This window comes from Pseudanabaena sp. BC1403 (assembly GCF_002914585.1).
In the GTDB taxonomy this organism is placed as follows: Bacteria; Cyanobacteriota; Cyanobacteriia; order Pseudanabaenales; family Pseudanabaenaceae; genus Pseudanabaena.
Map to the genome: position 1 here is coordinate 24,022 of NZ_PDDM01000008.1, position 25,221 is coordinate 49,242.

24 protein-coding genes are annotated in these 25,221 nt (G+C 42.1%); 8 read left to right on the top strand and 16 right to left on the bottom strand.

The features are described from left to right. Positions 1-177 precede the first annotated feature (177 nt). A complete protein-coding gene (locus CQ839_RS09075) occupies positions 178-2,601 on the top strand; it encodes a CHASE2 domain-containing protein (RefSeq protein WP_103667961.1) in 2,424 nt (807 codons plus the stop codon). Positions 2,602-2,879: 278 nt separating this feature from the next. Here the strand turns inward: CQ839_RS09075 and CQ839_RS09080 are convergent, their stop codons facing one another. Further along, positions 2,880-3,434, bottom strand: a complete 555-nt coding sequence (locus CQ839_RS09080) for an ankyrin repeat domain-containing protein (protein ID WP_103667962.1) — start codon at positions 3,432-3,434, stop codon at positions 2,880-2,882. Positions 3,435-3,817: 383 nt separating this feature from the next. On the opposite strand from CQ839_RS09080, the gene CQ839_RS09085 reads away from it, so the two are divergent. Continuing rightward, on the top strand, positions 3,818-5,287 hold the full coding sequence (locus CQ839_RS09085; protein WP_103667963.1) for a BCD family MFS transporter: 1,470 nt from the start codon (positions 3,818-3,820) through the stop codon (positions 5,285-5,287). Between the two features lie 32 nt (positions 5,288-5,319). Here CQ839_RS09085 and CQ839_RS09090 read toward each other — a convergent pair whose 3' ends face one another. The 8 genes from CQ839_RS09090 to CQ839_RS09120 form a co-directional block, all read right to left on the bottom strand. After that, positions 5,320-6,093 (bottom strand): hypothetical protein, encoded by a 774-nt coding sequence (locus CQ839_RS09090; RefSeq protein ID WP_103668107.1) that lies wholly within the window; start codon positions 6,091-6,093, stop codon positions 5,320-5,322. A gap of 218 nt (positions 6,094-6,311) precedes the next feature. Next, the gene (locus CQ839_RS25090; protein ID WP_181016154.1) at positions 6,312-6,473 is read right to left on the bottom strand and encodes a hypothetical protein; all 162 of its coding nucleotides are present in this window, start codon (positions 6,471-6,473) and stop codon (positions 6,312-6,314) included. Positions 6,474-6,506: 33 nt separating this feature from the next. Beyond that, a complete protein-coding gene (locus CQ839_RS09095) occupies positions 6,507-7,559 on the bottom strand; it encodes an isochorismatase (protein WP_103667964.1) in 1,053 nt (350 codons plus the stop codon). A 23-nt stretch (positions 7,560-7,582) separates the two neighbouring features. Next, complete coding sequence (locus CQ839_RS09100) at positions 7,583-7,999, bottom strand: type II toxin-antitoxin system VapC family toxin (RefSeq protein WP_103667965.1); 417 nt, start codon at positions 7,997-7,999, stop codon at positions 7,583-7,585. Then, positions 7,996-8,289 carry a hypothetical protein gene (locus CQ839_RS09105; protein WP_103667966.1) on the bottom strand — a complete coding sequence of 98 codons (294 nt, stop codon included), beginning with the start codon at positions 8,287-8,289 and terminating at the stop codon, positions 7,996-7,998. The genes CQ839_RS09100 and CQ839_RS09105 overlap by 4 nt, the downstream gene beginning before the upstream one ends. Before the next feature lie 18 nt (positions 8,290-8,307). Continuing rightward, positions 8,308-10,173 carry a hypothetical protein gene (locus tag CQ839_RS09110; RefSeq protein ID WP_103667967.1) on the bottom strand — a complete coding sequence of 622 codons (1,866 nt, stop codon included), beginning with the start codon at positions 10,171-10,173 and terminating at the stop codon, positions 8,308-8,310. Continuing rightward, positions 10,142-10,924 (bottom strand): ADP-ribosylglycohydrolase family protein, encoded by a 783-nt coding sequence (locus tag CQ839_RS09115; protein WP_103667968.1) that lies wholly within the window; start codon positions 10,922-10,924, stop codon positions 10,142-10,144. The genes CQ839_RS09110 and CQ839_RS09115 overlap by 32 nt, the downstream gene beginning before the upstream one ends. A gap of 79 nt (positions 10,925-11,003) precedes the next feature. Further along, positions 11,004-11,882: a protein phosphatase 2C domain-containing protein gene (locus CQ839_RS09120; RefSeq protein ID WP_103667969.1), complete on the bottom strand. Its 879-nt coding sequence runs from the start codon at positions 11,880-11,882 to the stop codon at positions 11,004-11,006. 142 nt (positions 11,883-12,024) lie between these two features. Between CQ839_RS09120 and CQ839_RS09125 the strand changes: the two genes are divergently transcribed. The 4 genes from CQ839_RS09125 to CQ839_RS09140 all read left to right on the top strand — a co-directional run bounded on the left by CQ839_RS09125 (position 12,025) and on the right by CQ839_RS09140 (position 14,872). Further along, positions 12,025-12,714, top strand: coding sequence for an NUDIX domain-containing protein (locus CQ839_RS09125; RefSeq protein ID WP_103667970.1), 690 nt, complete (start codon positions 12,025-12,027; stop codon positions 12,712-12,714). Between the two features lie 217 nt (positions 12,715-12,931). Then, positions 12,932-13,645, top strand: coding sequence for a ribonuclease H-like domain-containing protein (locus tag CQ839_RS09130; RefSeq protein ID WP_103667971.1), 714 nt, complete (start codon positions 12,932-12,934; stop codon positions 13,643-13,645). A gap of 155 nt (positions 13,646-13,800) precedes the next feature. Further along, a complete protein-coding gene (locus tag CQ839_RS09135) occupies positions 13,801-14,085 on the top strand; it encodes a BolA family transcriptional regulator (protein WP_103667972.1) in 285 nt (94 codons plus the stop codon). A 190-nt stretch (positions 14,086-14,275) separates the two neighbouring features. After that, positions 14,276-14,872 (top strand): 1-acyl-sn-glycerol-3-phosphate acyltransferase, encoded by a 597-nt coding sequence (locus CQ839_RS09140; RefSeq protein WP_258040685.1) that lies wholly within the window; start codon positions 14,276-14,278, stop codon positions 14,870-14,872. Between the two features lie 28 nt (positions 14,873-14,900). Here the strand turns inward: CQ839_RS09140 and CQ839_RS09145 are convergent, their stop codons facing one another. Both CQ839_RS09145 and CQ839_RS09150 read right to left on the bottom strand, forming a co-directional pair. After that, positions 14,901-15,902 (bottom strand): photosynthesis system II assembly factor Ycf48, encoded by a 1,002-nt coding sequence (locus CQ839_RS09145; protein WP_103667973.1) that lies wholly within the window; start codon positions 15,900-15,902, stop codon positions 14,901-14,903. A gap of 48 nt (positions 15,903-15,950) precedes the next feature. Further along, complete coding sequence (locus CQ839_RS09150) at positions 15,951-16,352, bottom strand: rubredoxin (protein WP_103667974.1); 402 nt, start codon at positions 16,350-16,352, stop codon at positions 15,951-15,953. Positions 16,353-16,609: 257 nt separating this feature from the next. Between CQ839_RS09150 and CQ839_RS09155 the strand changes: the two genes are divergently transcribed. After that, positions 16,610-16,933 carry a hypothetical protein gene (locus tag CQ839_RS09155; RefSeq protein WP_103667975.1) on the top strand — a complete coding sequence of 108 codons (324 nt, stop codon included), beginning with the start codon at positions 16,610-16,612 and terminating at the stop codon, positions 16,931-16,933. Between the two features lie 19 nt (positions 16,934-16,952). Here the strand turns inward: CQ839_RS09155 and CQ839_RS09160 are convergent, their stop codons facing one another. Both CQ839_RS09160 and CQ839_RS09165 read right to left on the bottom strand, forming a co-directional pair. After that, complete coding sequence (locus tag CQ839_RS09160) at positions 16,953-17,840, bottom strand: CHAT domain-containing protein (RefSeq protein ID WP_181016156.1); 888 nt, start codon at positions 17,838-17,840, stop codon at positions 16,953-16,955. 80 nt (positions 17,841-17,920) lie between these two features. Next, on the bottom strand, positions 17,921-19,597 hold the full coding sequence (locus CQ839_RS09165) for a tetratricopeptide repeat protein (RefSeq protein ID WP_103667977.1): 1,677 nt from the start codon (positions 19,595-19,597) through the stop codon (positions 17,921-17,923). Between the two features lie 158 nt (positions 19,598-19,755). Between CQ839_RS09165 and CQ839_RS09170 the strand changes: the two genes are divergently transcribed. Next, the gene (locus CQ839_RS09170; RefSeq protein WP_103667978.1) at positions 19,756-20,754 is read left to right on the top strand and encodes a formamidase; all 999 of its coding nucleotides are present in this window, start codon (positions 19,756-19,758) and stop codon (positions 20,752-20,754) included. Between the two features lie 115 nt (positions 20,755-20,869). On the opposite strand, the gene CQ839_RS09175 is transcribed toward CQ839_RS09170, so the two are convergent. Genes CQ839_RS09175 through CQ839_RS09185 form a run of 3 tightly spaced genes read right to left on the bottom strand, consistent with a single transcriptional unit; the run spans position 20,870 to position 25,142 of the window. Beyond that, positions 20,870-22,849, bottom strand: a complete 1,980-nt coding sequence (locus tag CQ839_RS09175; RefSeq protein ID WP_103667979.1) for a transglutaminase-like domain-containing protein — start codon at positions 22,847-22,849, stop codon at positions 20,870-20,872. Then, on the bottom strand, positions 22,846-24,189 hold the full coding sequence (locus CQ839_RS09180) for a DUF58 domain-containing protein (protein WP_103667980.1): 1,344 nt from the start codon (positions 24,187-24,189) through the stop codon (positions 22,846-22,848). The genes CQ839_RS09175 and CQ839_RS09180 overlap by 4 nt, the downstream gene beginning before the upstream one ends. An 11-nt stretch (positions 24,190-24,200) precedes the next feature. After that, complete coding sequence (locus tag CQ839_RS09185; protein WP_103667981.1) at positions 24,201-25,142, bottom strand: MoxR family ATPase; 942 nt, start codon at positions 25,140-25,142, stop codon at positions 24,201-24,203. Positions 25,143-25,221 lie beyond the last annotated feature (79 nt).

Consider the following 25,221-nt stretch of genomic DNA (forward strand, 5'->3'; position numbering starts at 1 on the left):
AGATAATAGACAAAGAGTTTGAGAACTCACGCAAAACAACGAGATTAGGTGCAATTTATGAATTGCTCCTACAATAAAATGATGCTTTCAGGACATTTTTTGCGTAACTCATAACATTGCAAGAAAATAGGATGTATATACTTTTCGATAGTTGCTAATCCATTTTAAAATTTACATATGTGGATAAACCTAAAAAAGATAATTTGGAAATTGCGTGGAGTTTTGATTGTTGTCCCCGCGACAACAGGGATTTTGTTGGGAATGCGCTTTGTGGGGATTTTTCAACCATTAGAACTTGCTGTATATGACTTGTTCTTTCAATGGCGACCGTCAGAATCCATTGACGAACGCATCGTGATTGTCGCAATCAATGAATCCGACATCCAGAAGTTTGGTTCTCCTATTTCCGACGAAACCCTTGCCAAGCTCTTAAACTTAATTAGGAAACAGCAACCCAGAGTAATCGGGCTAGATATCTATCGAGATCTGCCAGTCCCCAAGCAATATGGTTCTGAATATCAACAACTAGTAAACATATTTACATCGACACCAAACCTAATCGGCATTCGCAAGGTGATCATTAATCAAGATGGTAGTGATGTAGCTGCTTCTCCTATTCTAGAGAAGCTGAATCAAGTAGCTGCCAACGATTTTCTTCCCGATGGCGACGGGAAGATTCGCCGTATCCTACTGTCACTTAAAGACAAACATGGTAAAACTATTACTAGTTTGAGTGCCGCATTAGCCCTCGAATATCTTAAAAAAGAGAATGTTAGCCTCGAAGTTGTTAATCCCAAAACACAGCAATATAAATTAGGAAAAGCAATATTTTCTCCCATCACTGAAAATGATGGAGGCTATGTTCGGCAAGGACTGGGAGGTTATCAAATATTATCAAATTTCCGCAATTTTCAGGATAACTTTTACACGGTTTCCCTAAGTGATGTACTTAATGGAAATATTTCTCAGGATATATTTCGCGATCGCCTTGTTCTCATCGGAATTACCGCAGAAAGTAACACTGACTACTTTATTACCCCATACAACAGCACAACATTAGGTAATTCTTTCCCCGTAACAAGTGGCGTAATTCTTCATGCTAATATTGCCAGTCAATTACTCGCTAACGCCCTTGACGGCCGACCCATCATACAAGTTTGGGCAAAATTAACCGAATCCTTGTGGATTGTGATGTGGGCAGCTATCGGTGGTCTATTGTGCAACAGTAGACGAGACAAAAGAATGCTGACATCATCAAAACTTGCATTTCGTCTACCTTGGAAAATCTTGACGATTTTTGGATTAGGCGGAGGGTTACTTACTGTAAGCTATATCGCATTTTTGTGGGGTTGGTGGTTGCCTGTAGTTCCTACTTTATTAGCTCTATTTAGTTCAGCGATCGCTGTCACAGGTTATACAACACTCAGCGCTGGTGAAACTCGCAAAAGGGCTATTCTTTCTGTTATTCCTGATTTGATGTTTCATGTCAGTGTGGATGGTATCTATCTTGGTCAGGTTAACTATGAAAATGAGATCGATTTGCTGTATCCCGATTTTGAGAATATTGGGAAGCATGTTTCCCAAATTCTACCGCCCGAAGCTAGCGATCGCCAACTTTTCTATATGCATCAGGCCATAATCACGGGGGAAATGCAAATTTATGAGCAGCAAATATGTGTAAATGGCAATTGCCAAGATGAGGAGGTACGTATAGTAGTTAGCGGAGCCAACGAAGTATTATTTATGGTTCGCAATATTAGCGATCGCAAACGCGCAGAAGCCGCAATTTATCAAAAAAATGTCGAATTAGCCAGCACCTTAGATGAGCTAACCGCTACACAGAAGCAACTATTAGAGTCAGAAAAGTATGCTGCGCTTGGCAGTATGGTGGCAGGTATCGCCCATGAGGTGAATACCCCTGTTGGCAATAGTTTAATGGCGGCTTCCGTTCTTGATAATGCGACAAATAAGTTTAAGGAATCTTTTGATCGCGGGGAACTGAAGAAATCTAGCTTACAAGCATATTTAGAAAAATCCAAAAGCAGTAGCGAAATTCTATTGGCTAACTTACAACGTGCTGCCGAACTCATCCAAAACTTTAAGCAAGTTGCAATTGATCAAACCAGTCTGGAACAGCGTAGCTTTCAAGTCAAAGACTATATCGAAAGAACTCTGATTAGCTTAGCCCCGCAGATCCAAAATACTCAACATCAAATTGAAGTCCTTGGCGATAATGCGATCACCATACAAAGTTATCCAGGTGCATTTTCGCAAATTATCACAAATTTAGTGCTAAATTCCCTTACCCATGCCTATCAAGATATAGAAGAATCTGGACAGTTGAAATTTGAAATTACTCAGCAAGCTGACAAAGTTCTAATTATGTACTCTGATGATGGCAAGGGTATTCAACCTGATGATTTAGACAAAATTTTTGAGCCTTTTTTTACGACAGCGAGAGCAAGAGGTGGCAGCGGTCTAGGGCTGCATATTATCTATAATCTTGTAACGCAAAATCTTAAGGGAACCATTCTCTGTGAAAGTGCAGTTGGTAAGGGTACAAAGTTTTTGATCACCTTACCAATTAACTTAGAGTTATAGCAGCAATGTAATACCAAAACCAAAGTGGCGCAGCCATCTTTGTGTTTTTAAAACCCTTACTGGGTTTGTTTTTAAATTCACGAAAGTGTTGCCACACTTTTGTGAATTGGTATAAATAGGTAAGGATGGGCGGCGCAAAGCGCCGCCCATCCTTACCTATTTAGCACTATCTGCAATTCTTCGTTATTCAGCAAGAGATTTATCATTTTGGAGAGACTTCTTGTTCCACAAATAGAATCAGCTATTCTCAATGGATGACTCAAAGCGCCATCCATTTTTTAGTTGCTTGCAATACTTCGCAAAATTGCGACAGTCTCTTGATGATTGCCATCCCACGCCCACATGATTGCTGTCCAGCCATTGCGATCCTGTGCGTTTAGTCTTGCCCCTGAGGCAATTAGCGATCGCACGATTTCGCCATAGCCTTGACCTGCTGCCCACATGAGTGGAGTCCAACCATACTTATTGCGCGTATTCGGATTTGCCCCTGAAACTAATAAAACCCTTACAACATCAGTATGTCCATTCATCGCTGCCCATAACAAAGGTGTCCAGCCATACTCATCGCGAACATTGACATCGGTTGCTTGAGAAATTAGCGATCGCACCTCCTTGATATTGCCATTTTGAGCAGCTATGAGTAATTGTGAATTAAGATTTTGCTTAGTTTTTTCTTGGTTAATTTGCTTGATTTGGCTATTAATTGGCTTGATAGACTCAGGGCTTTGCGATAAATCATTTGCATAGACAGCATTCGCATAGACATTGGTGCTAAAGCTAAGAACGAGGCTACAGGCTAATAAAAAGTTTGAGCTTCTTAAAAAAATATTCATAGATCTACTCGCATCTCAAGTTAATTATCTTGGTTCATTTTTTTGTGGCGCTTCGCGCCACAAAAAAATGAACCAAGATTGATTTAGAGTCTATGAACTTGTTTTGCGATCGGCTAGCGCAATTCTGCGGAAGTTTATAAAGAAAAGACAGCACTTCGGAGCTTAAGATCCCCGACTTTTTGTATTGCTTACAAAATTGCTCTCTGCTTGCACAGAAAAAATTGAGGATCTAGACTTTTGCAGTTTTCTTTCGCTTGCCTAAATATAAAGACATCACTTTGTGCAGTCTTTTATTTAAACCTTTACAGTGTGGGGCTTTCTGCTCTTAGTGCTAAAGTGAATAATAATATTTTTATTGATTTTTAAAATTTCAATTGCCAACGATGAATAATCAAGTGGATACTGCAAATTTAGACGAACTGCCGCCTAAACTGCCACTGCTCCAGATGTTTCGGATCGGTTTATTTCAAATGGGCTTAGGGATCATGTCTTTGCTAATCGCTGGGCTGCTTAACCGCCTAATGATCAACGAATTGACAATTCCTGCTACCCTCGCCGCAGGATTTATTGCCATGCCTCTGTTTGTGTCACCGACACGAGTCTGGTTTGGGCAAACATCGGATGCTAAAACCATATTTGGAACCCATCGCTCAGGATATGTCTGGATTGGAGCGGTGGTATTTGCAATCATTGCCTTTTTGCTCACACAGGTAATGTGGAAGTTAGGACTTAGCGTTCATGAGATTGGCTGGACTGGTATCACCTATGCATGGGCAGTTTTACTTGGTGCAATGTTCGCTATTTATGGAATGGCAATCAGTTTTAGTTCCACTCCCTTTGCGGCAATGTTAGTGGATATATCCGATGAAGAGGATCGCTCAAAATTAGTTGGGATCGTCTGGTCGATGCTCATGGTGGGTATCGTCATTGGCGCGATCGCAGTTTCGAGACTTCTACCCTGTACAGGTGCGCCACCTAGCGAGGTGTCTATTTATGCAAATAGCGATCGCCTTGTCCAGCTCCAAAAATCAATTAATACCGTATTCATGATCATTCCTGTTGCCGTAGTTGGACTATCATTTTTTGCAACCTATGGTATTGAGCGAAAATATTCCCGATACAAATTGCGCGTTGCTCAAAATCATATTCTCAATGGAACTACTGCCACAGAAGATAAACTTAATCTCGGTCGGGCTTTGCGCGTATTAACTGCCAGTAAACAAACTGGTTTATTCTTCTCATTCTTACTGATGATGACCATCGGCATTTTCATGCAAGATGCGATTATGGAGCCATTTGGCGGCGCAGTATTTGGGATGAGCATTTGTGCAACTACCCAGCTTAATGCAGCGTTTGGAACAGGTACACTCATTGGTTTAAGCTCTTCAGGATTTTTAATTGTGCCGCGCCTTGGCAAAGAAAATTCGACAAAATTAGGTTGTTACTTAGTTGCAGCTAGCTGTGCTTTGCTATTGATTGCAGGCTTTACCCAAAAAACTGTTGTCTTGCAAGTAGCTCTCGCTCTATTTGGATTTGCTTCAGGAATTACAACTTCAGGCGCATTAAGTCTCATGCTTGACCTCACAGCCGCCGAAACCGCAGGAACATTTATCGGTGCTTGGGGATTATCTCAGGCGATCGCTAGAGGTGTCGCCACGCTCTCAGGCGGCATCGTGCTTGATATTGGCAAGAAAATCTTTAGTACCTCGATCTACGCCTATAGTTTTGTGTTTGTCTGTGAAGCTGCCGTGATGATTATTGCTGTAAGCTTACTCAGTCGCGTGAATGTGCAGGAATTTCGCACTGATGCAAAACAGGCGATCGCAGCTGTATTCACCAACGAAATTGACTAGCAGTTTTTTCAGCGCCTACGGCGCTGAAAAAACTAAGCTCCAAATCCGCCTAAAGAATTGAAATTAGCAGCACTCTGACTCACACGCATCGCCGATTGTGAGAAGACTTGAAAAGCCTTACGAATTTCGCCATCACTATTTGCAGGTGTGAGAATCCATTCATCACGGATGCCCATATCCTGAAATACTTTCCGAAAATCCGTAGAGCCATCATCAATACCCATTGCCGCGATAATGTGATTTTCCATTCGCAACATATCTTTTGCGATCGCAGCCACATCCTTTGCCCCGTGACGCATCGAATGGCAATCGTCACCGTCAGTAATAATCAGTGTCACCGTCCGCACTGGCACACCATTATCAGAGAATTCCTGCGACTTAGCCAATACGGTTCCTAATAGCACCACAGTTTGATCGTAAAGTGGCGTACCTTGATTGGGAGTGTAATTTTTTGTATCCATACGAATTGCCTGTGCGATCGGGCAGTAGGGATAAAGAACAGTGCCGTTGAGATAGCGATTGTGAATGAGGATATTATCCTGTTGCTGTGAAGAGGTGAGCGCATCAAGTACAGAGTTATGTCCACCGCGCACAGCCTGAGCATTTCCTGAGTACTGGATCGACCCAGAGTCATCAGGCATAATCGTCACAAGTACAACTTCGCTGGACATCACATCATCAACATGGATGCCAAGTCCCGCTTGGATTTGTGCACCAAGGTCATAAACTGTAAGTGCCTGCAAAGATTCATTGGAAAGGGTTCCGTCATCTGAAGCAGATTGGAATAGATCGTTGATGTTGGTCATTTTATTTGGTGATTGGTGATTGGTGATTGGTGATTGACTTGTAGGGGTTGAGCATTTGCGCCACAATTTCTAACTTGCCACAGAAACCTCGATCCGCAAATGCTCAACCCTCTATGCTTCCAAAGACAAATTGTCCCTGCGTTGTGAGATTTTGGGCAAAGCATTCCCAAATCTAAAGGATCTCAAAATTTATAAATTATGGTGGGAATGCTTTGCTCCTACATCGATAATAACCGTTCCAGAAAATTTTTCTTGGGTTGAATAGAATCCCAATATTCTCTTAGCAAGCGTTCAATCAATTCAGAACTGGTTGTATTCTCTTGGGCAAGAATTGTCACTAGACATTTCTCTGTGTCACTGTCAAGATTTATGCTCATCATGGCTTTTTCTCTCCAAAGCAAAGTGTAATTGTTTTACGTAAGTTCAAGATCTGCCCAAGTTTCCATTGCATCAGTGGATTTAACTAGATGCATACCTGCATCAGCAAAGCGCTGAAAGGCTGCATCAGCTTGATCGCTGTAGTCCACAACATTGGGAACAACCACGGGCGAAGTGCAATCTTCGAGTAGATAGACCTTCTTGGCTAATTTTGGATCGTGAGCTAAAATCTCGCTCAGCAGATCTTGAATTGTCCAAGCTACACAATGGCTCTTGGCTTGACCTGCAATAATCACCGCATCGAATTCCAGTAACCTTTGTAGAAAACGGGTGTTCTTCTGTGCGATCGGTCTGCCATCGGCTCCATCCATTACTTCAGGACGCAAGACAGAATAGTTCTCAGTGAGAGGATTACCGCCTTTAATCTCAAAATTAGTCTGGCTATGACGCGCAATATTATGGAAAAACATTGCCTCCTCGACCGCAGAAACTAGCGCATGACCAATACCGCCGAGCATAGAGTGATAAGCCCAAACCGTAAGAGGAAACTTGCCTTCATCGCTAAGCTTCTGGACATAATGCAAGGCGTGGCGCTGAATTGCCATATAATTGCCTTTAGCAAGACTATATGCGATCGCAGGATTTACTTTCCACTTACCCTTTTGAACATCTTCTAACGTAATCGATGTAGCATTGGGAATCGGATGTTCGCCTGCGTCATTCACCCAGAAGATGGGATGGAAGATTTGCATGGCGGTGTGAGTATCCATCGTGGGTGCAATTTCACTAATGTGGTGCAAATTGCGATAGATAAATTCACACAGCCGCACATTGTCCTCGATCGCACCAGTGCCAGATCGTCCGCCCACAAACAACTCATGATCGGCGATACAGAAGGTATTCTGCACATCGATCGCCATCAGACAAATTTTCCTGCGATCCTTAGCGGCGGGAGCGATGCCATGTTGTTTTGCCCATGCTTCGGCTTGGTTAGCGCGATCTTGATAAGGAACGCGCCATACCGATCCGACTTTGTGGCGATCAAAGAATGCAGGAATAGGGAGTTGAGTAACAATTTGAGTAGTCATGGGATTTCTCCAGTTTAAAAACTTTAGGCAAGAACATTTACAAAAGGCTGATTGCGATAACGTCGATATACTTGAAAGTCTTTGTCAAAAGTCGCGATCGCAGGAATATCTAGTCTCTCGGAAACAGCAACTAGTGATAAATCGGCAAAATCAGGCTTGCGATCTGCATATTTTTTGTTCAATTCAATAATTCGCCGTAAATCATCATTGGTCAAGGTTTCGTGAATATACACTCCATTTAGAACTTCATCCAAAAATTCATTTTGAACGCGATAGTCATAATCGAGTAGCCACATGGTTTCTGTGATACAGCTTGTGGGGGTGATCAGCTCACTGGTACATTCAGCGAGAAATCTACACATGATATCGTGATAAACATCTTGCTCACTGTAGTAGGCAACCAAGGCACAACTATCAATAAGAATAGAAGTGTGATTCATAGTTGATCCTGAATCCTCTGATACTTTTCTTGCATTTTTTGAGCAATAATTGCCTTTCTCACATCTCGATCCGATAGATCAGATCGCCCTTGCAAAAAATGTCGAGGCTCACCACGCCGTCTTTCTGCTTCCTGCAATTTTTCCATAACCGTTTTAGGCTTACTGGGCTGTTGTAAGCGATCGCTAATTAATTGCTTGATTAACTCTTCTGGCGTTGTCTGTTGCTGCGAAGAAAGTTGATTAAGCTCGCGGATCATTTCTTCATCTAAGCTCAGTTGAATTGTTTGCATCTTCTTTTCTCCTAACTTCTAAGCTAATTGTAACTGTAAAATCTTCTGAGCATGAATCACGTAGATTCCCTGTGAACCGACGATAAGGGAACAGCCGCTATCGACATAGGGTTCAGTTTCGGGGAAAGATTTGGTAATCATAATCTGCCCGTTTTGAACTTCAACTCTGACGATACCTTCATCGGTGGGAACAAATAGCCAATTGGCGATCGCACTGCATCCATGAAAATTATCTAGCCATGTAATATCACCTTTTTGAGCGACAAGCGTAGCAACTAATTCACCAGTATCTCGCAGTACGGAAACTCGATGGATGATTTTGCCTTGCTCTTGAGTAGCTGTAAAGAACCAGCAAAGGCGATCGCTAAAGACACAATTTGCATCAATTAGTTCTCCTCGAATTGGCGGAAGCTGCACGCGATCGCAGATGCCTGCACGCTTAGCATCAAAGGTGAAAGCTACACTGAGACTACCTGCGCGATAAAATCCAAAGCCAAAGGTTTCGCCAATCCAGAATTGAGTTTGTCCTTCAAGAATATCACCGATATATTCATTGCCAAGTTTGCCATCGCGTAATAGTTGACCATTGCCGATCCAATAACGAGAGAAAGAGTTTGCGCAAATCAGATCGGCGGCGATCGCATTCGGAGGCTGTCCTTGAGTGAGGGTAATCGCTTTTCCTTGTCCATTACCTTTTTTAGTAACAATTGTGGACTTACCAAAAATCGCGAATTGAATATTTGCATCAAGTTCACCTGACAGTAACACAGCATTATCGTCTCGTTTAAACTCATTGCGATCGTGATAAAGATAGTAGAGCGAGTTGTTTTGCAAAACCGCCTGCAAGATCACGCCTTCAGTTTGAAAAATCTGAACAACCTTGCAAGTTATCGTTCCTAGACTCTTCTCCACCACAGCAACAGCGATTGTGGGAGTACAAATTGGGCAAGAAGTTCTTAAATGTTCAATTCCACATTGATTACACCTTGTCCAACGCATTGATTCTAGTAGTGGTTTGGGGAAGTCTCCGCGCCAATCTTTTTCAAAGCAGTTGTGGAAATGATGTAACAAATCATCTGAAAGAACTTTATAAGGAATTGCAGGTTTGGGATAGCGCACATCACGATGGAAAACAGTGATGCGCTGCAATGGTCTAGCATTATGGGGAATCATCGCGCTTTGAGCTTTGGGCTTGTAAACACCGCCATAGGGATCGACATAGAGGAGGCTCTGCATCAACATCACTGTGAAAGCATACCAATCAGAATTAGGATTGTGCGTATTAATCAAGATTGGTTGATTTGCGTTGCGATCGCACAAGATCGGATCGACAAATCTCGCTGTGAAAACTTGACAGGGAAACTGTCCAAACTGGAATGAATCTGCATCAATAAGATTGACTTGATTTTGAGAAACTAGCAAATTCAAATCATTGAAATCGCCAATCGTCACATTTGCTTGATGGACTTGGAGAACCGTGTTATGGAGATCTCGGAATAGGTTTGTGACAAATTGCTGCGAGATGCCATTGGTGCTGCGATAATTGCGATCGCTATACTTCAACAAGGTCACCGTGTTTTGTAAAAATGGCATCGTATAGCCAAGAATGTTTGTGCCTTGCTTATCCGTTGCAAGAGTTTCAGGTTTGATAACTCTTGTTGGAAGATTTTGAGGGAAAACACGCAATTTTTGCTGATGTAATGCGAGTCTTGCTGTTGCAGCCTGTTGTTCTTGAGGCAGTAGCTCATAATCAGGATGATTGGCGGGTTTAAACAGCTTGAGAACCTTGCCATTACCAATATCATAAATATCCGCTTCGCCACCTTTCCCGATCGCAGATTTAGGATTTAGTTTAACCCGCTTCTGATTGAGATAGACTTCCATAAAATTTCTCCACAACTTCTCGCATATTGGAATCGAGATAACTCAATGCTTTTTTAGAGATATCTTTTGGAACACCGCCATAAAAGGCTTCGGCAATACCACCAGTAATACAGGCAAGCGTATCGCTATCACCACCTAAAGAAATTGCATTCCTGATCGCATCTTCAAAATCCTTCGATTCCAAAAAAGCGATAATCGCCTCTGGTACTGTTTCTTGACATGACTCATTAAAAACATAGGTTGGACGTATTTCATCCACAGTTCGATTTAAGTCATAGTCAAAGGATTGTGCGATCGCCGCTTTGATCTGCTCTTTGCTCTGACCTTTGCGAGCCATAAAGATCGCTACTGCCGTCGCTTGTGCACCTTTGATTCCTTCTGGATGATTATGCGTAACTTCAGCCGATCGCTTAGCTTCATTCATCACCGCTTCTAAATCGTTATAGGCAAATCCTACCGCGCTAACTCGCATTGCTGAGCCATTACCCCAGCTATTGTACGGTTCCATGCTCTCAGAGCTAATCCATTGTCTGAAGCGACCACCATAACCTCTACCTGTATATTTGCGGGCATAGTTCTTGATGTATTCGTTGTAGTTACCATTGTTCATTAAACAATCAGCAACCGCTATAGTTAATACTGTATCATCGGTGAATTTACAGTCTTCGCCAAAGAGAGGGAAGTCTTTGGAGCGATGATTATTAAATTCATAAATCGAACCAACGATATCGCCAACAATTGCACCTAACATGATTTTTACCTCCACATTTATATCTTCTAGCGATTAGCTTTTTAGCAAGACACAATCACCAATCACCAATCACTAATTACTAACAGCTAAAAGCTAATCGCTTTCTAATCACCACCAAAGTTGTGTCGTCAGATAAAACTCCAGATCGCTTAATTAATTCGTGCTTTTGCCAATCAGGCTTAACTTCCTCTCGATTTAGCATGGATAATTTACGCCTGATAGCATCAGGATTTTTGAAATAACGATCTTCTTGCCAAAATCGATCAACTTCTTCAACCGCAATCAAATCATCAATTCCATCAGTAGCGATCAAAACTGATTCTACTTCTGCTGTGGGTAGCTGATCGCGAATCTCAAACTCAATAGCGTCAGATCGATATAACCCATAAGCAAGATAGGGAGGTGCGTTATCAGGATAGGCAGGAATTTGAATGAGTTTGCCATTGACTGCGATCGCACCATCACCCATTGAGAAAGTAACCGTTTCGCTAGGAGTAATAACTAAGCCCACAATTGTAAATAATAGATAATTATTCACAAATTCCATAACTGATTCTTGAGAGTCATTGGCGATCGTGACAAAATCTTTCAATTTTTGTAACAAGTTTATTTTGAGAACATTCCAAAAGTCAGGATCAGATATTGCCAAACCTTGATGGAGTAAATCCGCGATCGCGTCAGTTACCATCCGCGAACCAAGTTTTGCTCCAACTTCGCTATGTTTACCACTACCGCAGCCGTCACAAACTACAGCCGTTACAAAGTTATCCCACAGAACAATCCGCAGAGCATCCTGATTATTCTTACTAGCAAGAACATGGTTGCGCCCAATAATTGATCCGCAGGCATATTCAAACTGATTTGACAAATTTTGCCCTTGATTTTGCCCTTGATTTTGTATCTCTGAGGCAGAAACTTGCAGCGATCGCATATCAGGGACTTCAACTTGCTCTTGCATGACGATATAGTGTATAAACTACACAAACCAATATAGTGTTATTTTTACACTATGTCAAGAGTAAAAATAATTACGAATTACGAATTACGAGTTGATAATTCGTAATTCGTAATTCGTAATTTCTAAATCTCCAATTACAAAAATGTACAACTACGAATATCCTCGCCCTGCCCTCACCGTTGATTGCATTGTATTTGGACTTGATGCTCAGCAAGAACTCAAAGTCATGCTGATTCAGCGGGATATTCCACCATTTCAGGGGCAATGGGCGATCCCAGGGGGATTTGTACGTATGGAAGAAACCCTTGAAGAGGCGGCTTTACGAGAATTACAAGAGGAAACAGGCATTCATCATATTTTCTTAGAGCAGCTTTATACCTTTGGTGGTTTGGGGCGAGATCCCCGCGATCGCACAGTTACCGTTGCTTATTACGCCCTCATAAATTTGGTCGAGCAAAAAATTCAAGCTTCTACAGATGCCCGTGCGGCTGAATGGTTTGCAATTTCTAACATTCCTCAGCTCGCTTTTGACCACGATCAGATCTTGCAAATAGCGATCGCAAGGTTACGTAGCAAAATTCGTTATGAGCCGATCGGTTTTGAGCTATTACCTCAAAACTTTAGCTTGTCACAACTCCAAAAACTTTACGAAACTGTACTAGATCGATCTCTAGACAAACGTAATTTTCGCAAAAAAATTCTCGGTATGGAGTTACTCATCGATACGGGTAAAGTAGAGCACAATGTAGCCCATCGAGCCGCCAAGCTATATCAATTTGACGAGAATAAATACTTACAACTAAAGCAAAAGGGATTTAATTTTGAAATCTAACCCCAAAAAGTAGATGGCGGCGCAAAGCGCCGCCATCTACTTTTTGAATTTTATGTCCTAGCAAGCATGGCGACAGCTATGAAGATACGATCGCTAAATTAGTGATCTCAAACTGAGTATTACAGTTAGGATGGATAGGTACAGCATGTAGCCAATCCAACTAATTAATTAATAGATTTGCTAAACCTTTTCCTTGCCCACCTCTAAGCCCAACTTTATGTATAAAAAGGAACTCAAGCTTCCAAGTCGATATATAAATAACTTCTACGATGGCTCAATCTATGATCTTGTTTTTTTAGACTTAGAATGGTGTCGCGATTTTCATAAAGATGGATTAGTACAAAAAATATTTGGTTATACGCTTACTCGTATTTTAGAAGATAGCAATGAGCAATATATAAAAATCCAATTTATTGAATCAAGTACGCAAGAAAAGAAGATAATTCAAGACATTTTAAATGACTTACATAGCTTGCAGGGCAAGTACTTTGTTGGTTATGGTCTATCAACTAGCGATATGTTTTGCTTACGACAAAGAATTGATGCCCTAGATTTTATCCCTAATGTAGATAATATCAAAATCCTAGATTTACAAAGAATTATTCAAAGAACAGATCTCAACCAAGGATTGAATAATTTATTTGCTTATTTAGAAATTCCTATTTATAAAAGAATTAAGGGATACTACGTTTTTCGGAATGGAATTAAGGTGTTACGTAAAGAAAGAGGATACGAAACAATTCTTAATGAAATCTATGAATATTGTTTAGAAGATGCCGAAAATTATTTTCATATTATTAGTAATTGGCAAACTCAATTTCCCCTAGTCGATCGCCATAAACACCAGATAATCAACCTAAAAATCGATCCACGATCAGAGCAGCGCATTAGGTCTAGAAGGGGTGCTGCATTACAAAGACCTTCCAGTTAGCCCAAAAACATAAGAGACGGCGCGTAGCGCCGCCTCTTATGTTTTTAGGTTTTGAAACTAAAGCTTGCTTTAGTTTTTATTTCAGCGCGAAGCGCTGTATTAGAGCTTGCAAAACGATATAGTAATTTAGGTCAAAACATTGCCATAGCAAAAACATGGATGCAACCGCAACTATCAAAACTATTTTGCAAGAAAAAATCGGTGCAACAATTGTCGAAATTGAAGATCGTAGTGATTTGCATAAGCATCACCAAGGTCGCATGAATGCCCCAGTCGGTAGTGGTCATTATGATGCGATCGTTGTTGCTGCTAGTTTTGCTGGGAAAACGATGATGCAGCAGCATCGCATGGTCTATGCCGCCCTATCTGATCAGATGCAAACCACGATTCATGCCCTATCGCTCAAAACTTATACACCCGAACAATGGCAACAAATTTAAGTTAAGTAGCAGAATTAGCTCTATTTTTGCTGATCAACTTAAATTTGCTCGTCATAGAAATGTTGTAGGAACTTGTTAAATGGAACACAATAAAAGCTCTGAGATCAAACAAACTGATGCAAATACTGGTACAAATACTGGTGCTATTAACAGTTCAAAAGATAAAGGTGGCAATCCTTTCTTATATAAAATGTTCAAATGGCTGGTAGTTAGACCGCTGTTGTATTTGTTTTATCAAGAGCGAATTTATGGGACTGAGAATGTGCCACTCACAGGCAATCTCATCGTCGTTAGTAATCATGCTAGTGACTTCGATCCTCTAATTGTTGGTAGTTGCATGGGTCGTCCTGTCGCATTTATGGCGAAAGAGGAATTATTTGAAATACCTGTGCTCAAACAAGCAATTCTTGCCTTTGGAGCTTATCCAGTCAAACGTGGAGCAGGCGATCGCGCTGCAATTCGAGCTGCGATCTCTTCTATTGAGGAAGGTTGGGCAACGGGTATTTTTTTGCAAGGCACGCGTACATTGGATGGAAGAGTGACAGAACCAAAGTTGGGGGCGGCAATGATTGCGGCAAAAACTCAAGCTCCATTTTTGCCAATTAGTATTTGGGGAACAGAAACAATTTTACCGAAGGGGGCAAAATTTCCAAAGTTATTTCAGCCTGTCACGGTCAGGATCGGGGAGTTAATTCCACCACCTGATGCTAGCGATCGCACCACACTCGAAGCATATACACAAAAATGCGCGGATGCGATTAACGCACTCCACGCATTAGGAAGATAGAAAAAAGCCTCGCAATGCGAGGCTTTTTTTAATCTGGAGAATAGGCAAGTAATGTGCCATTTTGTCCAATCACAAAACCGCGATCGCTCGAAAAGAAATAAATCTGATAGAGATTAGCGCCGACGTTTGCCGCAGACATATCACGTTTCCAAGTTTTGCCACCATCTTCACTATGGAGCAATCTTGAACTACCACCTGAGATCCAGACGTTATTTTCATCTTGATAAACAAGATCCAGCAGCCCAAATCCACCGCCTTCTCTAGGAGTTTGCTTTTTCTCCCATGTATCAAATTCACCAACTTCACTAAACTGGACTTGTCCGCCACGATTCAGCATCCACAGGCGATTATCGGGGGTATAGCCCATATTCTGCACACGGCGAGAGCTATTCCGATTGTGTTGAATCCAAGTTATATCACCTGGTTGCCATGTGGAATAAAAGTTGCCATTTGCTGAGATCGCCACATAACGACCATCTTCACTACGGCTGAGGTTGCGAGCATTGCCAACGGCTTGAGTAACTAATGCTTTCCAATTTTGTCCAGCATCTTCTGTTGCATAGATTGCCCCCAAGTCTGTGACCATCTCAGCAGAGTTTTTGCCAGAAGCTACGATCGCAAAGGGATCGCCAGGAAGCTTGGAGCTAAGCCCAATCCGCGACCAAGATTTGCCGCTATCAGTGGTATGCAGCAATAGTGCAGGTTGCCCTGTAATCCAGCCTTCAGACCCTGAGAAGCTAACCGATGAAAAGCGATAAATGCTATCACCCAGATCAAGTTTGCGCTCTTCCCAAGTGTTGCCGCCATCGATGGATTCGAGCAAAGTTGCATCTGTACCAACTAGCCAGCCATGATTAGGCTCAGATTTGTCAAACCATAAATCAAGGGGGGTAATTGCAACTGGCAAATCAACTTTGTGCCAGTTCCCATGATTTGCAGAGGCACTAGGTATATTGCCAAATAATGTTAGGCAAATAAGCAATAAACAAATCGAAAAGGAGCTAAGAAAGCGTTTTATGCTTTTTTTCATAAAAAATAATGATGGTTGTAATGCTAAATAAAATTGCTAATGAATAGATTAATCTAAGGCATATAGACTGATAAAGAATGCTACTGCTAAGGCTAAAGAGCCGAATATAAGTAGATTTTTTTGACCTGGGGTAAGAACATTAACACCAAATCCATAGCCGAGGTTTTCGGTAAAGCCTGAGGGTTTGGAGGCAATACCAATATCTGCGAAGGCTTTTTTCTTGGTATTGCAGACGGGACAACGCCAGTCATCACTTATGGTTTCAAAGGCCGTACCACTAGGGATATTGCGTTTAGGATCGCCGATGGATGGTTCATATATATAGCCACATACGCCACATTCATGGCGGTGTAATTCTTCCTCAGCTTCAGTGGCTTCAACTATTGTGATATTTATTACGGGTTTAGTTTCTGATTCAGAGGTTTCCGTATTTATTGATTCGGGTTCCATGTGTTTGATCGTTTTGAATATGGTTAAGCGATCGCTTGTTAATTCTGTTACAAATTATTACATCTTTTTGACAGGCTTGCCTAGTTGCGAAAATCACACGAGTTGTCTAAAAATGAAACTTGATCTGAGATCTTAAAATCCCATAAAGTAAGTCATCTCAAATTTATCCGTCCATCATGCCAACTGTAGAACAAGCGATCGCCTGTGTTAGAGTTTGCCAGAAGATCTTGAGCGTCTAAAAAAAGCGCAGTAAACTTATGACTCAACCACCACTCCCCCAACCCCAACTCGATCGCACTCCAATCACCTCCGATCAATACCTTGAATACACACCCGAAAAACTAGAACTATGGAGTGGATTCTATGGTTATGGTGGACAAGACTTAACAGGCTTTTATCTCGGCATCTTGGCAAACATGGGACTTCGCGAAGCCGTGCGTCATGTACCGATGTCTATATGGCTAGAAGCAATTCAAGAAGTCGCTTTGCAAAATCCTAAACTCGATGATGCAATGCGCGATCGGCTCAACCGAGGCTTAGCCGATTTGCAAGCAGTTGATCGGTATTTGCAGGAAGTGTAAATACAATACTTCGAGTAATTCATAAACCATTGCCGATCGCAAAAAATGCCGACCAATAATAGGGATGATTAAACTCTTTTGACCGAATTAGTGAAACCTGCGCTCGGCGTAATGCTTCTGCAATAGTCACATCACCCTTTTGTAACTCGCTATAAAAAGCAGTCATCAGCAACTGTGTACCATTGTCATCAACTTTCCACAGAGATGCGATCGCTACTCTCGCTCCTGCTGCTTGCATCTGATATCCCAAACCGAGAATCTCTACGCCACTACCTAGCTTAGATCCTAGCCCCGATTGACAGGCACTCAAAACGACCAGATCGACATTATTTAATGTCCAGTTGCGAATATCACTGATTGTCGCCTTATCGCCATTGCCAAATAGAATAAATGATTCTTCAGGCTTACCGACTGAGAGATGACCATGAGTAGCTAAGTGCAGAATTGAATAAGAGTTTGCTTTGGATTCAGTAATGTTTTTGGTGAAATCAGATTCGAGCAGGCTTGTGGTATTCGCAAAGCGATCAGAGATTTTTTGGACTTCTACTAGAGTTGCAGGCAATCCATTAAATCCTGCTCGCTGAACATCACTCTTACCACCAAAAGCTCCAGCTAAAATCCTTGGCTTTGCGATCGGTTTTGGATTAAATTTGGTAAGTGATTGGGCAGTGATACTGTTGGTACGATATTTCTCTGCCAGCCACTTTTTCCCATCATAAAGAGCAGACAAAGGAATATAGCGCAACTTGGAATCAGGGGCATAGATGATCGTATCAATTTTGAGTTGTTCTAACTCGCTCTCAAAAGGTTTGATTAACCATGTATAAAATTTTTGTGCAGGCTCTTTCACATCATCAGAGCTTGCATCTCGCAATCCAGTTATAAAGTCAATAATTTCTTTATTCAATTCTTCTCGCTTTATACCAAAACACAAAGTGGCTGCGCCACTTTGTGTTTTTAAAACCCTTACAGGGTTTGGTTTTTAATTCACAGAAGTGTTGTCACACTTTTGTGAATTGGTATTAGTTTAATAGTGCGGCGGATTGGTGGTGTTTTTGCAGTAATCAAGATTAATTCAAGACGATCTGCAAGAACAAGAGGATAGAGCATCACTGCGTTAGGACTCTGGGTAAGAATATCTTTGCGCAGAGCTTGGAGATTTGCAGGATCGATGGTTTGTTTTTCAGTACGGCGCAGTTCTTCAATCAGTTTTTGAACTTCAGAATTATTCAAAAAAGCATTAAATTGCTTCTTTTGATTTTGTTCTGATTGGACGAGTTGGCTAAGACGTTGTCTTTCTGAAGCCGATAATTTGTTGTCGCGATCTTTTTGTTGAAGGTTATTGAGTTCGATCGCTAAAGCAATGATCGTCTGTTCAGGCGTTTGGAGGCTTAAGCCTTTTTCAGTTTCATCATTACCGCGCACTGTGCGAAGATAATCACTGAGTTCTTGGACTTTGAGCAGATCTAAAACCTGCTGAGCTTCAAAAATCCGATCTTGCTTGAGAAGTAAGTCAGCAAGTTGACGATAGCTACCTTCGACAGTGGCTAGATAGGACTTTTGCACTTCCTTCGGTAATTGGCGAATATCTTTACGAATTGATTCATGAACGTTGACAGCCTGCTTATAAAAGAGAATTGCCAGTTCGGTTTGCTTAAGATTGCTAAAGGCAAATCCCAAATGTTCGAGCGAATATCCTTCGCTGTAGCGATCGCCAATTTGTTTAGATATAGCCAAAGATTGCTGCAAGAAATCTATGGATTCTGTATGTTTTTCGAGGCTACCATAGGCATAGCCCAAACCATTGAGAGCATATACTACCCCATTGAGATCGCCAATTTTTTTGAAGGTTTCTAAAGACTGTTCGTAGAAACCTATGGCTTTTTGATATTGCTCTAAACTGCTGTAAGTGCTGCCTAGAGTGTAGAACGAATTTCCCTGCCCCTTAAGATCGCCGATTCGTTTTCTGATTACCAGAGATTGCTCATTCAATTCAATTGATTTTGCATACTGCTCTAAACTGTCATAAATATATCCCAATCCATTCAGCGAATATGCTTCTCCAACGCGATCGCCAATTTGCCTTCTGATGACTAGAGACTGCTCATAGAAACCAAGTGTTTTTTGGTACAGCCCTAAGCTTTCATGGACATCAGCAAGTCCATTGAGTGCATCTGCTTCTCCAACGCGATTGCCAACCTGCTTAAAGACTATCAAGGATTGTTGGTGGAAGTCTATTGATTTCTGATATTGTCCAAGATTATCGTAAGCTTCTCCCAATCCATTTAAAGAAGTTGCCTCAACAGTGCGATCGCTGATTTCTTTAGAGATTCCTAAAGCTTGCTGATAAGAACTAATTGCTTTTTGATATTGTCCCCAACTGTTATAGTTTCTACCCAGCCCGCTCAATGCAAATGCTTCCCCCTCACGATCTTTTATAGCTCGATAGAGCTCTAATGCTTTTTGAAATGACTGCAAAGACTCACGATATTGACTTTTGTCAACCTGCTGATTCCCTAATTCGAGCAGCTTTTCTGCTTCTGTTTCAGAGCTTTTTTCGGTCTGTGCTTGCACAATCATCTGGAGGGAATCTGGTGGCATCACTAGACCAAATAGTACAAATGCCATCATACCCAACACTAGAAAATATGTCTTTGTACCCATTACCTTACTTTAGACAATTTGAATGTCATCATAAATAATGATGACGATAGCATCCGATATCATCAATGACTATAGCCATATCTATCAAAAAATACTCTTTTTCTTCTGTGTACCATTAATAATAAATCACATAAATTCAAAAATCTTGGGAAATATTCATGAGTGGACTTGGCGGCTTAAACAAAACCCCTAATGGAGTAGTCCTAGGGATGGTGCAACTTCAACTACCAACGGTTGTTACCCCACAAGACTTAGCAGCCCAAACCAAACGTATTTGTGAGATGGTAGCCAAAGCAAGGCGAAATATGCCAACTATGGACTTAGTGGTATTTCCTGAATACTCTTTACATGGTTTGTCAATGGATACAAATCCAGACATTATGTGTAAATTAGACGGGGTAGAGGTTGCAGCTTTTAAAAAAGCTTGTATTGATAATAATATTTGGGGATGCTTTTCCCTAATGGAATACAATCCTCAAGGTAATCCCTACAACAGTGGCATTATCATTGATAATCTGGGTGAATTGAAGCTCTACTATCGCAAACTACATCCTTGGGTTCCTGTTGAACCTTGGGAGCCAGGTGATGTGGGCATTCCAGTTTGTGAAGGGCCAAACGGTAGCACTCTCGCTCTAATTATTTGTCACGATGGCATGTTTCCAGAAATGGCTAGAGAATGTGCTTATAAAGGTGCTGAAATTATGATTCGCACAGCAGGATATACGGCTCCAATTCGTCATTCTTGGCAGATTACTAATCAAGCAAATGCTTTTTGCAACCTCATGGTGACAGCTTCGGTCTGTATGTGTGGATCTGATGGGAGTTTTGACTCTATGGGCGAAGGAATGATCGTTAACTTCGATGGTGAACCTTTGGTAATGGGTAGTCATCGTCCTGATGAAATTATCACCGCCGAAGTCCGTCCTGATCTTGTCCGAGAAGCCCGCAAATACTGGAGCGTAGAAAATAATATTTACCAATTTGGGCATCGTGGCTATGTTGCAGTCAAGGGAGGGGCTCAAGATTGCCCTTATACGTATATGCAGGATATGGTCAAAGGCAAGTATTGTCTGCCTTGGGAAGAAGAGGTTGTCTATAAGGATGGAACTTCATGTGGATTCCCCTCGCCTGAACGTGTATACAATCCAATTCCGTAATATAGCAATGTAATACCAGAAGACAAAATGGCTACGCCATTTTGTCTTTTTAAAGCCCTTACAGGAACCTTTAATTTTGGGGTAAGGGCAATCCCCCGTGGTTGCCTTGCTTCGCTTAAGAAGAATAGCGCTCTAGCCAACCTTGAATTGCATTTTTAAGCTGTTCTCTTTCTTCAAAGCTAATTCCTAAAGGATCAAAGCGATCGCGATAATAAAGAGCGATAATCGATAATAACTCATCAAATGAATTCTGATCGAGATTAATCCTCTCAATCCATAGTGTCAAAGGCTCAGCAGGATTACGAAAGAAGCCACGAGCGTTTAAAGCTTGCTCGATCGCAGCGAAATCAGAATTAGTCACCTTTTGCTTAGCGGATTTCACTACTTTAGGCGATCGCCTTCTCGATGTTATCCGTCGGCTCTGTCCTTTACCCTTAAACAAAAGCCATCCTACCAAAGCCAATAAAATTACCCACCACCAACGTTTGAGAAGATCGCTAGTTTGTAATAGCTGCCCTAAACCCGATATTTTAAACCCTAAAAAAGCCCAAAAATCTGCAATAGATTCCCATAGCGAAGCCGCAGGTTTATCCAAAGTCGTCCAATCTGGGGGTGTAGTATCAAACTCCTGCCAAGATCCATTTATATAGGCTAAAGTCCATGCATGGGCATCTCGTCCCCGAGCCACATACTGACCTTCTAACGCACTATATTCGCTCACAGAAAAGCCCACAGCATAGCGACTGGGAATTCCCACTTTCCTTAATAGAAGTGCCGCCGCCGTAGCGAAATATTCACAATGCCCAATCCTCTGCTTCAATAAAAAAGTTGATATTGCTGTGGAGCGATTATCCTTAGCGATCACATTGTTGAGAGAATATTGAAAATTGCGATTGAAGAATTGCAATACTTTCCGCAATATTTCTTTGGGTGGTTCGCCCTTAAGCCCAATCTCATCCACAATGCGATCGAGGGCAATTTTTTCGCTCTCAGGCACATCTAAATCATCATTTGACGGTGGGCTATCTACATTAATCCCTGTCCGAAATTTAGCTTGATAGTCAATTGCCTTTGCCGAGCCTTGGATTTCAATCGTGCCAAATTGGTTCTTTTGCAACTTCTCAGCAGAGAGTTGGCTAATTTGAAATGTGGACTGTGGCATTTTCAAGAACAGCTTGCCATTGCGAATCGTATCGCTAATTGTCAGTGAAGTATAGGGAGCGTCAGTTTTAGTGAATTGCCAAGTCAAGCGATCGGCTTCAGGTTGAATTGGTGTAAATTGAGATTTCGCCGCAAGCCAAGTAGATGAATTGTAGCGATTGTAGGTAGATTCTCGCAGCCGAATTGGGATGTGTTGTTTGTCGATCGCTACTCGAAACAGAATGTCATTGGATAGCTTGATCAGACCAATATCACCGATCGCTGTATCTTTTTCGACAGGATCGGAAGCGTTACGGGTCAAGTCACCTGATAACCATTGAATAACTGTTTTTTCTAGATTACCTTGCAAATTACGCAATCCGATCTGCGTCACAAATCCAGCGCTACCAGCTACAAGCAAAATACAAAGACAAATTCCAATCGAAAAGCTTCTTTTTCGTATCAGCCATAAGACTCCAGCACTCAGCCCAAACATTCCTAGATAAAAGCTAATATCGCGATTACTGGATACACTCGCCGCCAAAATTGCGATCGCGAAGTAAGGAACGGTCAGGTTTATTTGCAGGCGATCGCGGGATTCTGAAGACTTGGGACGATCCCTAAAGGAAGAAAATGTGTGAAAGTCAATGACATCGGTATTGGAATAAATTTGCGCCAATAATAGAATCGATAAAATTGCAGGCAGCCATTGCAGCAGTGTATAAACAAAATAAACCGATTGGCTAGAAACGAGGAGATAAATCGTTAATCCCACAAAGCCAACCGAGCAAAAAGTCGCAATCTGTCGAAAGTCTAGTGTTGTCAAATCCCAACGAGTCGGAATCCAGTATGCTGCTAGCACCAGCACAGCGATCGGAATTGCGAAAATCCAGAAGCCTGTTTGCCATCCCCAAAATAGAACCGCCGCAATGATTAGAGGGTTTGGTATTTTCATCGTTGGAGTAACTCCGCTTGAATATTGCCCAAAGTGAGAATGCGAAAATCAGTAAGGCGATCGCTTGCAAGTTCATCTATCTTAAATTGATTTGCATCATTAGCAACAATCAAAACCAATGTAAAAATCTGCATTGACTGAAGATAGCGAATTAGATTTTTGCGTTCTTCATCCCAAGTTAAAAAGACGCAGATACAGCCACTCAATAGGGAGATTCGTTCAACAATGCTAGGAACGATCGCCTCAAAGGATTTATCTTGGCAGGGACGCACTGAGGCAATTATTTCCAGCATTCGGTCGGTGTGGCTTAGCCCTCGCCCAAAGGTAAAACAATAGGATTCAGTGCCCACAAACATCAGATCGAGGAGAGATTCTTGGGTTTGGACTTCATAGGCAAAGGAGGCAGCCACTGCGATCGCCTCTTCAAAAATTTCGCTATATATCTCTGGCTGAAATGTATCCAAAATCAAGGCGTAGCGGACAAAAAACTCATCCTGTTCTTCTTTGACAATTGGTTTGCCTGTCTTTGCCCAGCTTTTCCAATGGATGCTACGGAGCGAATCCCCTGCGCGATAATCCCGTAAAGCGCGAAACTCTTCGGAGTCACCCACTGAGGATGATAGCGCCACACCTCCCGATTGATAGCGTCGAGAACCTGCGATTTGCATTGGTGGTAGCTGATAGAGTTTCGGTAAGATCGAGATGGTTTGTGGTAGACCAAGGGTTTTACAAGCGTGGAATAGACCAAAGGGGCTAGGTCTAGCTATGGTCAGTCCTGCTAAGCGGATAAGTCCTCTTTGGGTGGGAAGAATTTCATATACGACTTCAATTTGGCTGTTGGGTTGCAAGCTTGGTAAGTCGATCGCTTTGGCGATCGCACCCAGATTTCTAGCGATCGCCCATTGCCAACGAAAATATCCCACAGCGCGATCGAAGGCATTACGTTTTGATTCATTTGGCTCTGCGATCGCTAGAAATTCGCTCAAACTCGGACGTGGATCGGCAAATTCTTCCCATAGCTTCAGGGCTGTTTGAGATTTTGGAGTTTGATTATGGATGGTAATGCGATATTTGAGAGGCATTCCTACGCTAGCAAATCTCGGTAGATGGCGCGTGGCACTATATCGCAAGCGAAAAACTAAGCTGAATCCAATCTCGATCGCAACAAGGCAAAGCAGAAAGGAAAATATCTGATACGCCATGCCCTGAGTGTAATCACCAAATACTCCTGACAGAAATAGGCAGAGCAGGATGACTCTTCCCGTTATGGTGATCCTTTTGGATAGCCGCCTTTGGATTGCTGAGCTAAAATGGAAAACCTTGTAAAACCATTGTTTCATTGTCAGTTCACTCAAGCGGGAATTGGAATAGATTTAATGATTTCCTGAACGACATTTTCAGCGGTTTTTCCCGCAAATCGCGATCGCGGTTCCATCACTAATCGATGGGCGATCGCAGCAACCGCTAGTTCTTGAATATGTTCGGGTGTAACAAACTCATAGCCATCAAATAAAGCTAATGCCTGTGCGACTTTCATTAAGGATAGAGAGGCTCTGGGGCTTGCGCCTAACTGCACGTCTTCAGAGGTGCGCGTAGCATTGACGATATCGACAACATAGCGTTGGAGTTCGGGGCTGACGCGCACTTGCTTGACTTGATACATTAAGGCTGCGATCGCTTCGAGGTCAACGCAGGGCGAAATATTGTCGATGGGATGTTGTTGGATTTGAGCAGATAGCAATTCCACTTCTTCTTCGGGCTGGATATAACCCAAACTAAATTGCAACGCAAAGCGATCCATTTGGGCTTCGGGTAATGGATAAGTGCCGCGAGATTCCACTGGGTTTTGGGTTGCCAATACAAAAAACAAGTCTTGCAGTTTTTTGATTTTGCCATCGACACTTACTTGCGACTCTGCCATTGCTTCTAATAGCGCTGATTGGGTGCGAGGCGAGGCGCGATTGATCTCATCTGCAAGAACGATATTCGCAAAGATTGGGCCTTCATGCCAATGAAATACGCGATCGTTGGGGTCAAAAATCGAAATCCCCAGAATGTCCGATGGTAAAAGGTCGGGGGTAAATTGAATCCGCTTAAACTTGGCACTAACCGAAAATGCTAAAGCTTTAGCTAGGGTGGTTTTGCCCGAACCAGGGTAGTCTTCTAGTAGCACATGTCCACCACTAGCAAAGGCTGCTAACAATTTGCGAATTGCGGCGGATTGTCCTTTGATGACGGTTTGGATATTGTCATAAATCTTTTGGTAAACTTTTCGACCATCGATGACATTCATGGGTGCGCGTCCATGTTGAGAATGTCATCAGTATATATGTTTGCTCTCCTTTCGGATGCTGCGCGATCGCAACCTCGAT

Bases quoted from the DNA above. Each gene is read 5' to 3' on its own strand.
- CQ839_RS09075 (WP_103667961.1), top strand. From the start codon at position 178: ATGTGGATAAACCTAAAAAAGATAATTTGGAAATTGCGTGGAGTTTTG.
- CQ839_RS09080 (WP_103667962.1), bottom strand. From the start codon at position 3,434: ATGAATATTTTTTTAAGAAGCTCAAACTTTTTATTAGCCTGTAGCCTC.
- CQ839_RS09085 (WP_103667963.1), top strand. From the start codon at position 3,818: ATGAATAATCAAGTGGATACTGCAAATTTAGACGAACTGCCGCCTAAA.
- CQ839_RS09090 (WP_103668107.1), bottom strand. From the start codon at position 6,093: ATGACCAACATCAACGATCTATTCCAATCTGCTTCAGATGACGGAACC.
- CQ839_RS25090 (WP_181016154.1), bottom strand. From the start codon at position 6,473: ATGATGAGCATAAATCTTGACAGTGACACAGAGAAATGTCTAGTGACA.
- CQ839_RS09095 (WP_103667964.1), bottom strand. From the start codon at position 7,559: ATGACTACTCAAATTGTTACTCAACTCCCTATTCCTGCATTCTTTGAT.
- CQ839_RS09100 (WP_103667965.1), bottom strand. From the start codon at position 7,999: ATGAATCACACTTCTATTCTTATTGATAGTTGTGCCTTGGTTGCCTAC.
- CQ839_RS09105 (WP_103667966.1), bottom strand. From the start codon at position 8,289: ATGCAAACAATTCAACTGAGCTTAGATGAAGAAATGATCCGCGAGCTT.
- CQ839_RS09110 (WP_103667967.1), bottom strand. From the start codon at position 10,173: ATGGAAGTCTATCTCAATCAGAAGCGGGTTAAACTAAATCCTAAATCT.
- CQ839_RS09115 (WP_103667968.1), bottom strand. From the start codon at position 10,924: ATGTTAGGTGCAATTGTTGGCGATATCGTTGGTTCGATTTATGAATTT.
- CQ839_RS09120 (WP_103667969.1), bottom strand. From the start codon at position 11,882: ATGCAAGAGCAAGTTGAAGTCCCTGATATGCGATCGCTGCAAGTTTCT.
- CQ839_RS09125 (WP_103667970.1), top strand. From the start codon at position 12,025: ATGTACAACTACGAATATCCTCGCCCTGCCCTCACCGTTGATTGCATT.
- CQ839_RS09130 (WP_103667971.1), top strand. From the start codon at position 12,932: ATGTATAAAAAGGAACTCAAGCTTCCAAGTCGATATATAAATAACTTC.
- CQ839_RS09135 (WP_103667972.1), top strand. From the start codon at position 13,801: ATGGATGCAACCGCAACTATCAAAACTATTTTGCAAGAAAAAATCGGT.
- CQ839_RS09140 (WP_258040685.1), top strand. From the start codon at position 14,276: ATGTTCAAATGGCTGGTAGTTAGACCGCTGTTGTATTTGTTTTATCAA.
- CQ839_RS09145 (WP_103667973.1), bottom strand. From the start codon at position 15,902: ATGAAAAAAAGCATAAAACGCTTTCTTAGCTCCTTTTCGATTTGTTTA.
- CQ839_RS09150 (WP_103667974.1), bottom strand. From the start codon at position 16,352: ATGGAACCCGAATCAATAAATACGGAAACCTCTGAATCAGAAACTAAA.
- CQ839_RS09155 (WP_103667975.1), top strand. From the start codon at position 16,610: ATGACTCAACCACCACTCCCCCAACCCCAACTCGATCGCACTCCAATC.
- CQ839_RS09165 (WP_103667977.1), bottom strand. From the start codon at position 19,597: ATGGGTACAAAGACATATTTTCTAGTGTTGGGTATGATGGCATTTGTA.
- CQ839_RS09170 (WP_103667978.1), top strand. From the start codon at position 19,756: ATGAGTGGACTTGGCGGCTTAAACAAAACCCCTAATGGAGTAGTCCTA.
- CQ839_RS09175 (WP_103667979.1), bottom strand. From the start codon at position 22,849: ATGAAAATACCAAACCCTCTAATCATTGCGGCGGTTCTATTTTGGGGA.
- CQ839_RS09180 (WP_103667980.1), bottom strand. From the start codon at position 24,189: ATGAAACAATGGTTTTACAAGGTTTTCCATTTTAGCTCAGCAATCCAA.
- CQ839_RS09185 (WP_103667981.1), bottom strand. From the start codon at position 25,142: ATGAATGTCATCGATGGTCGAAAAGTTTACCAAAAGATTTATGACAAT.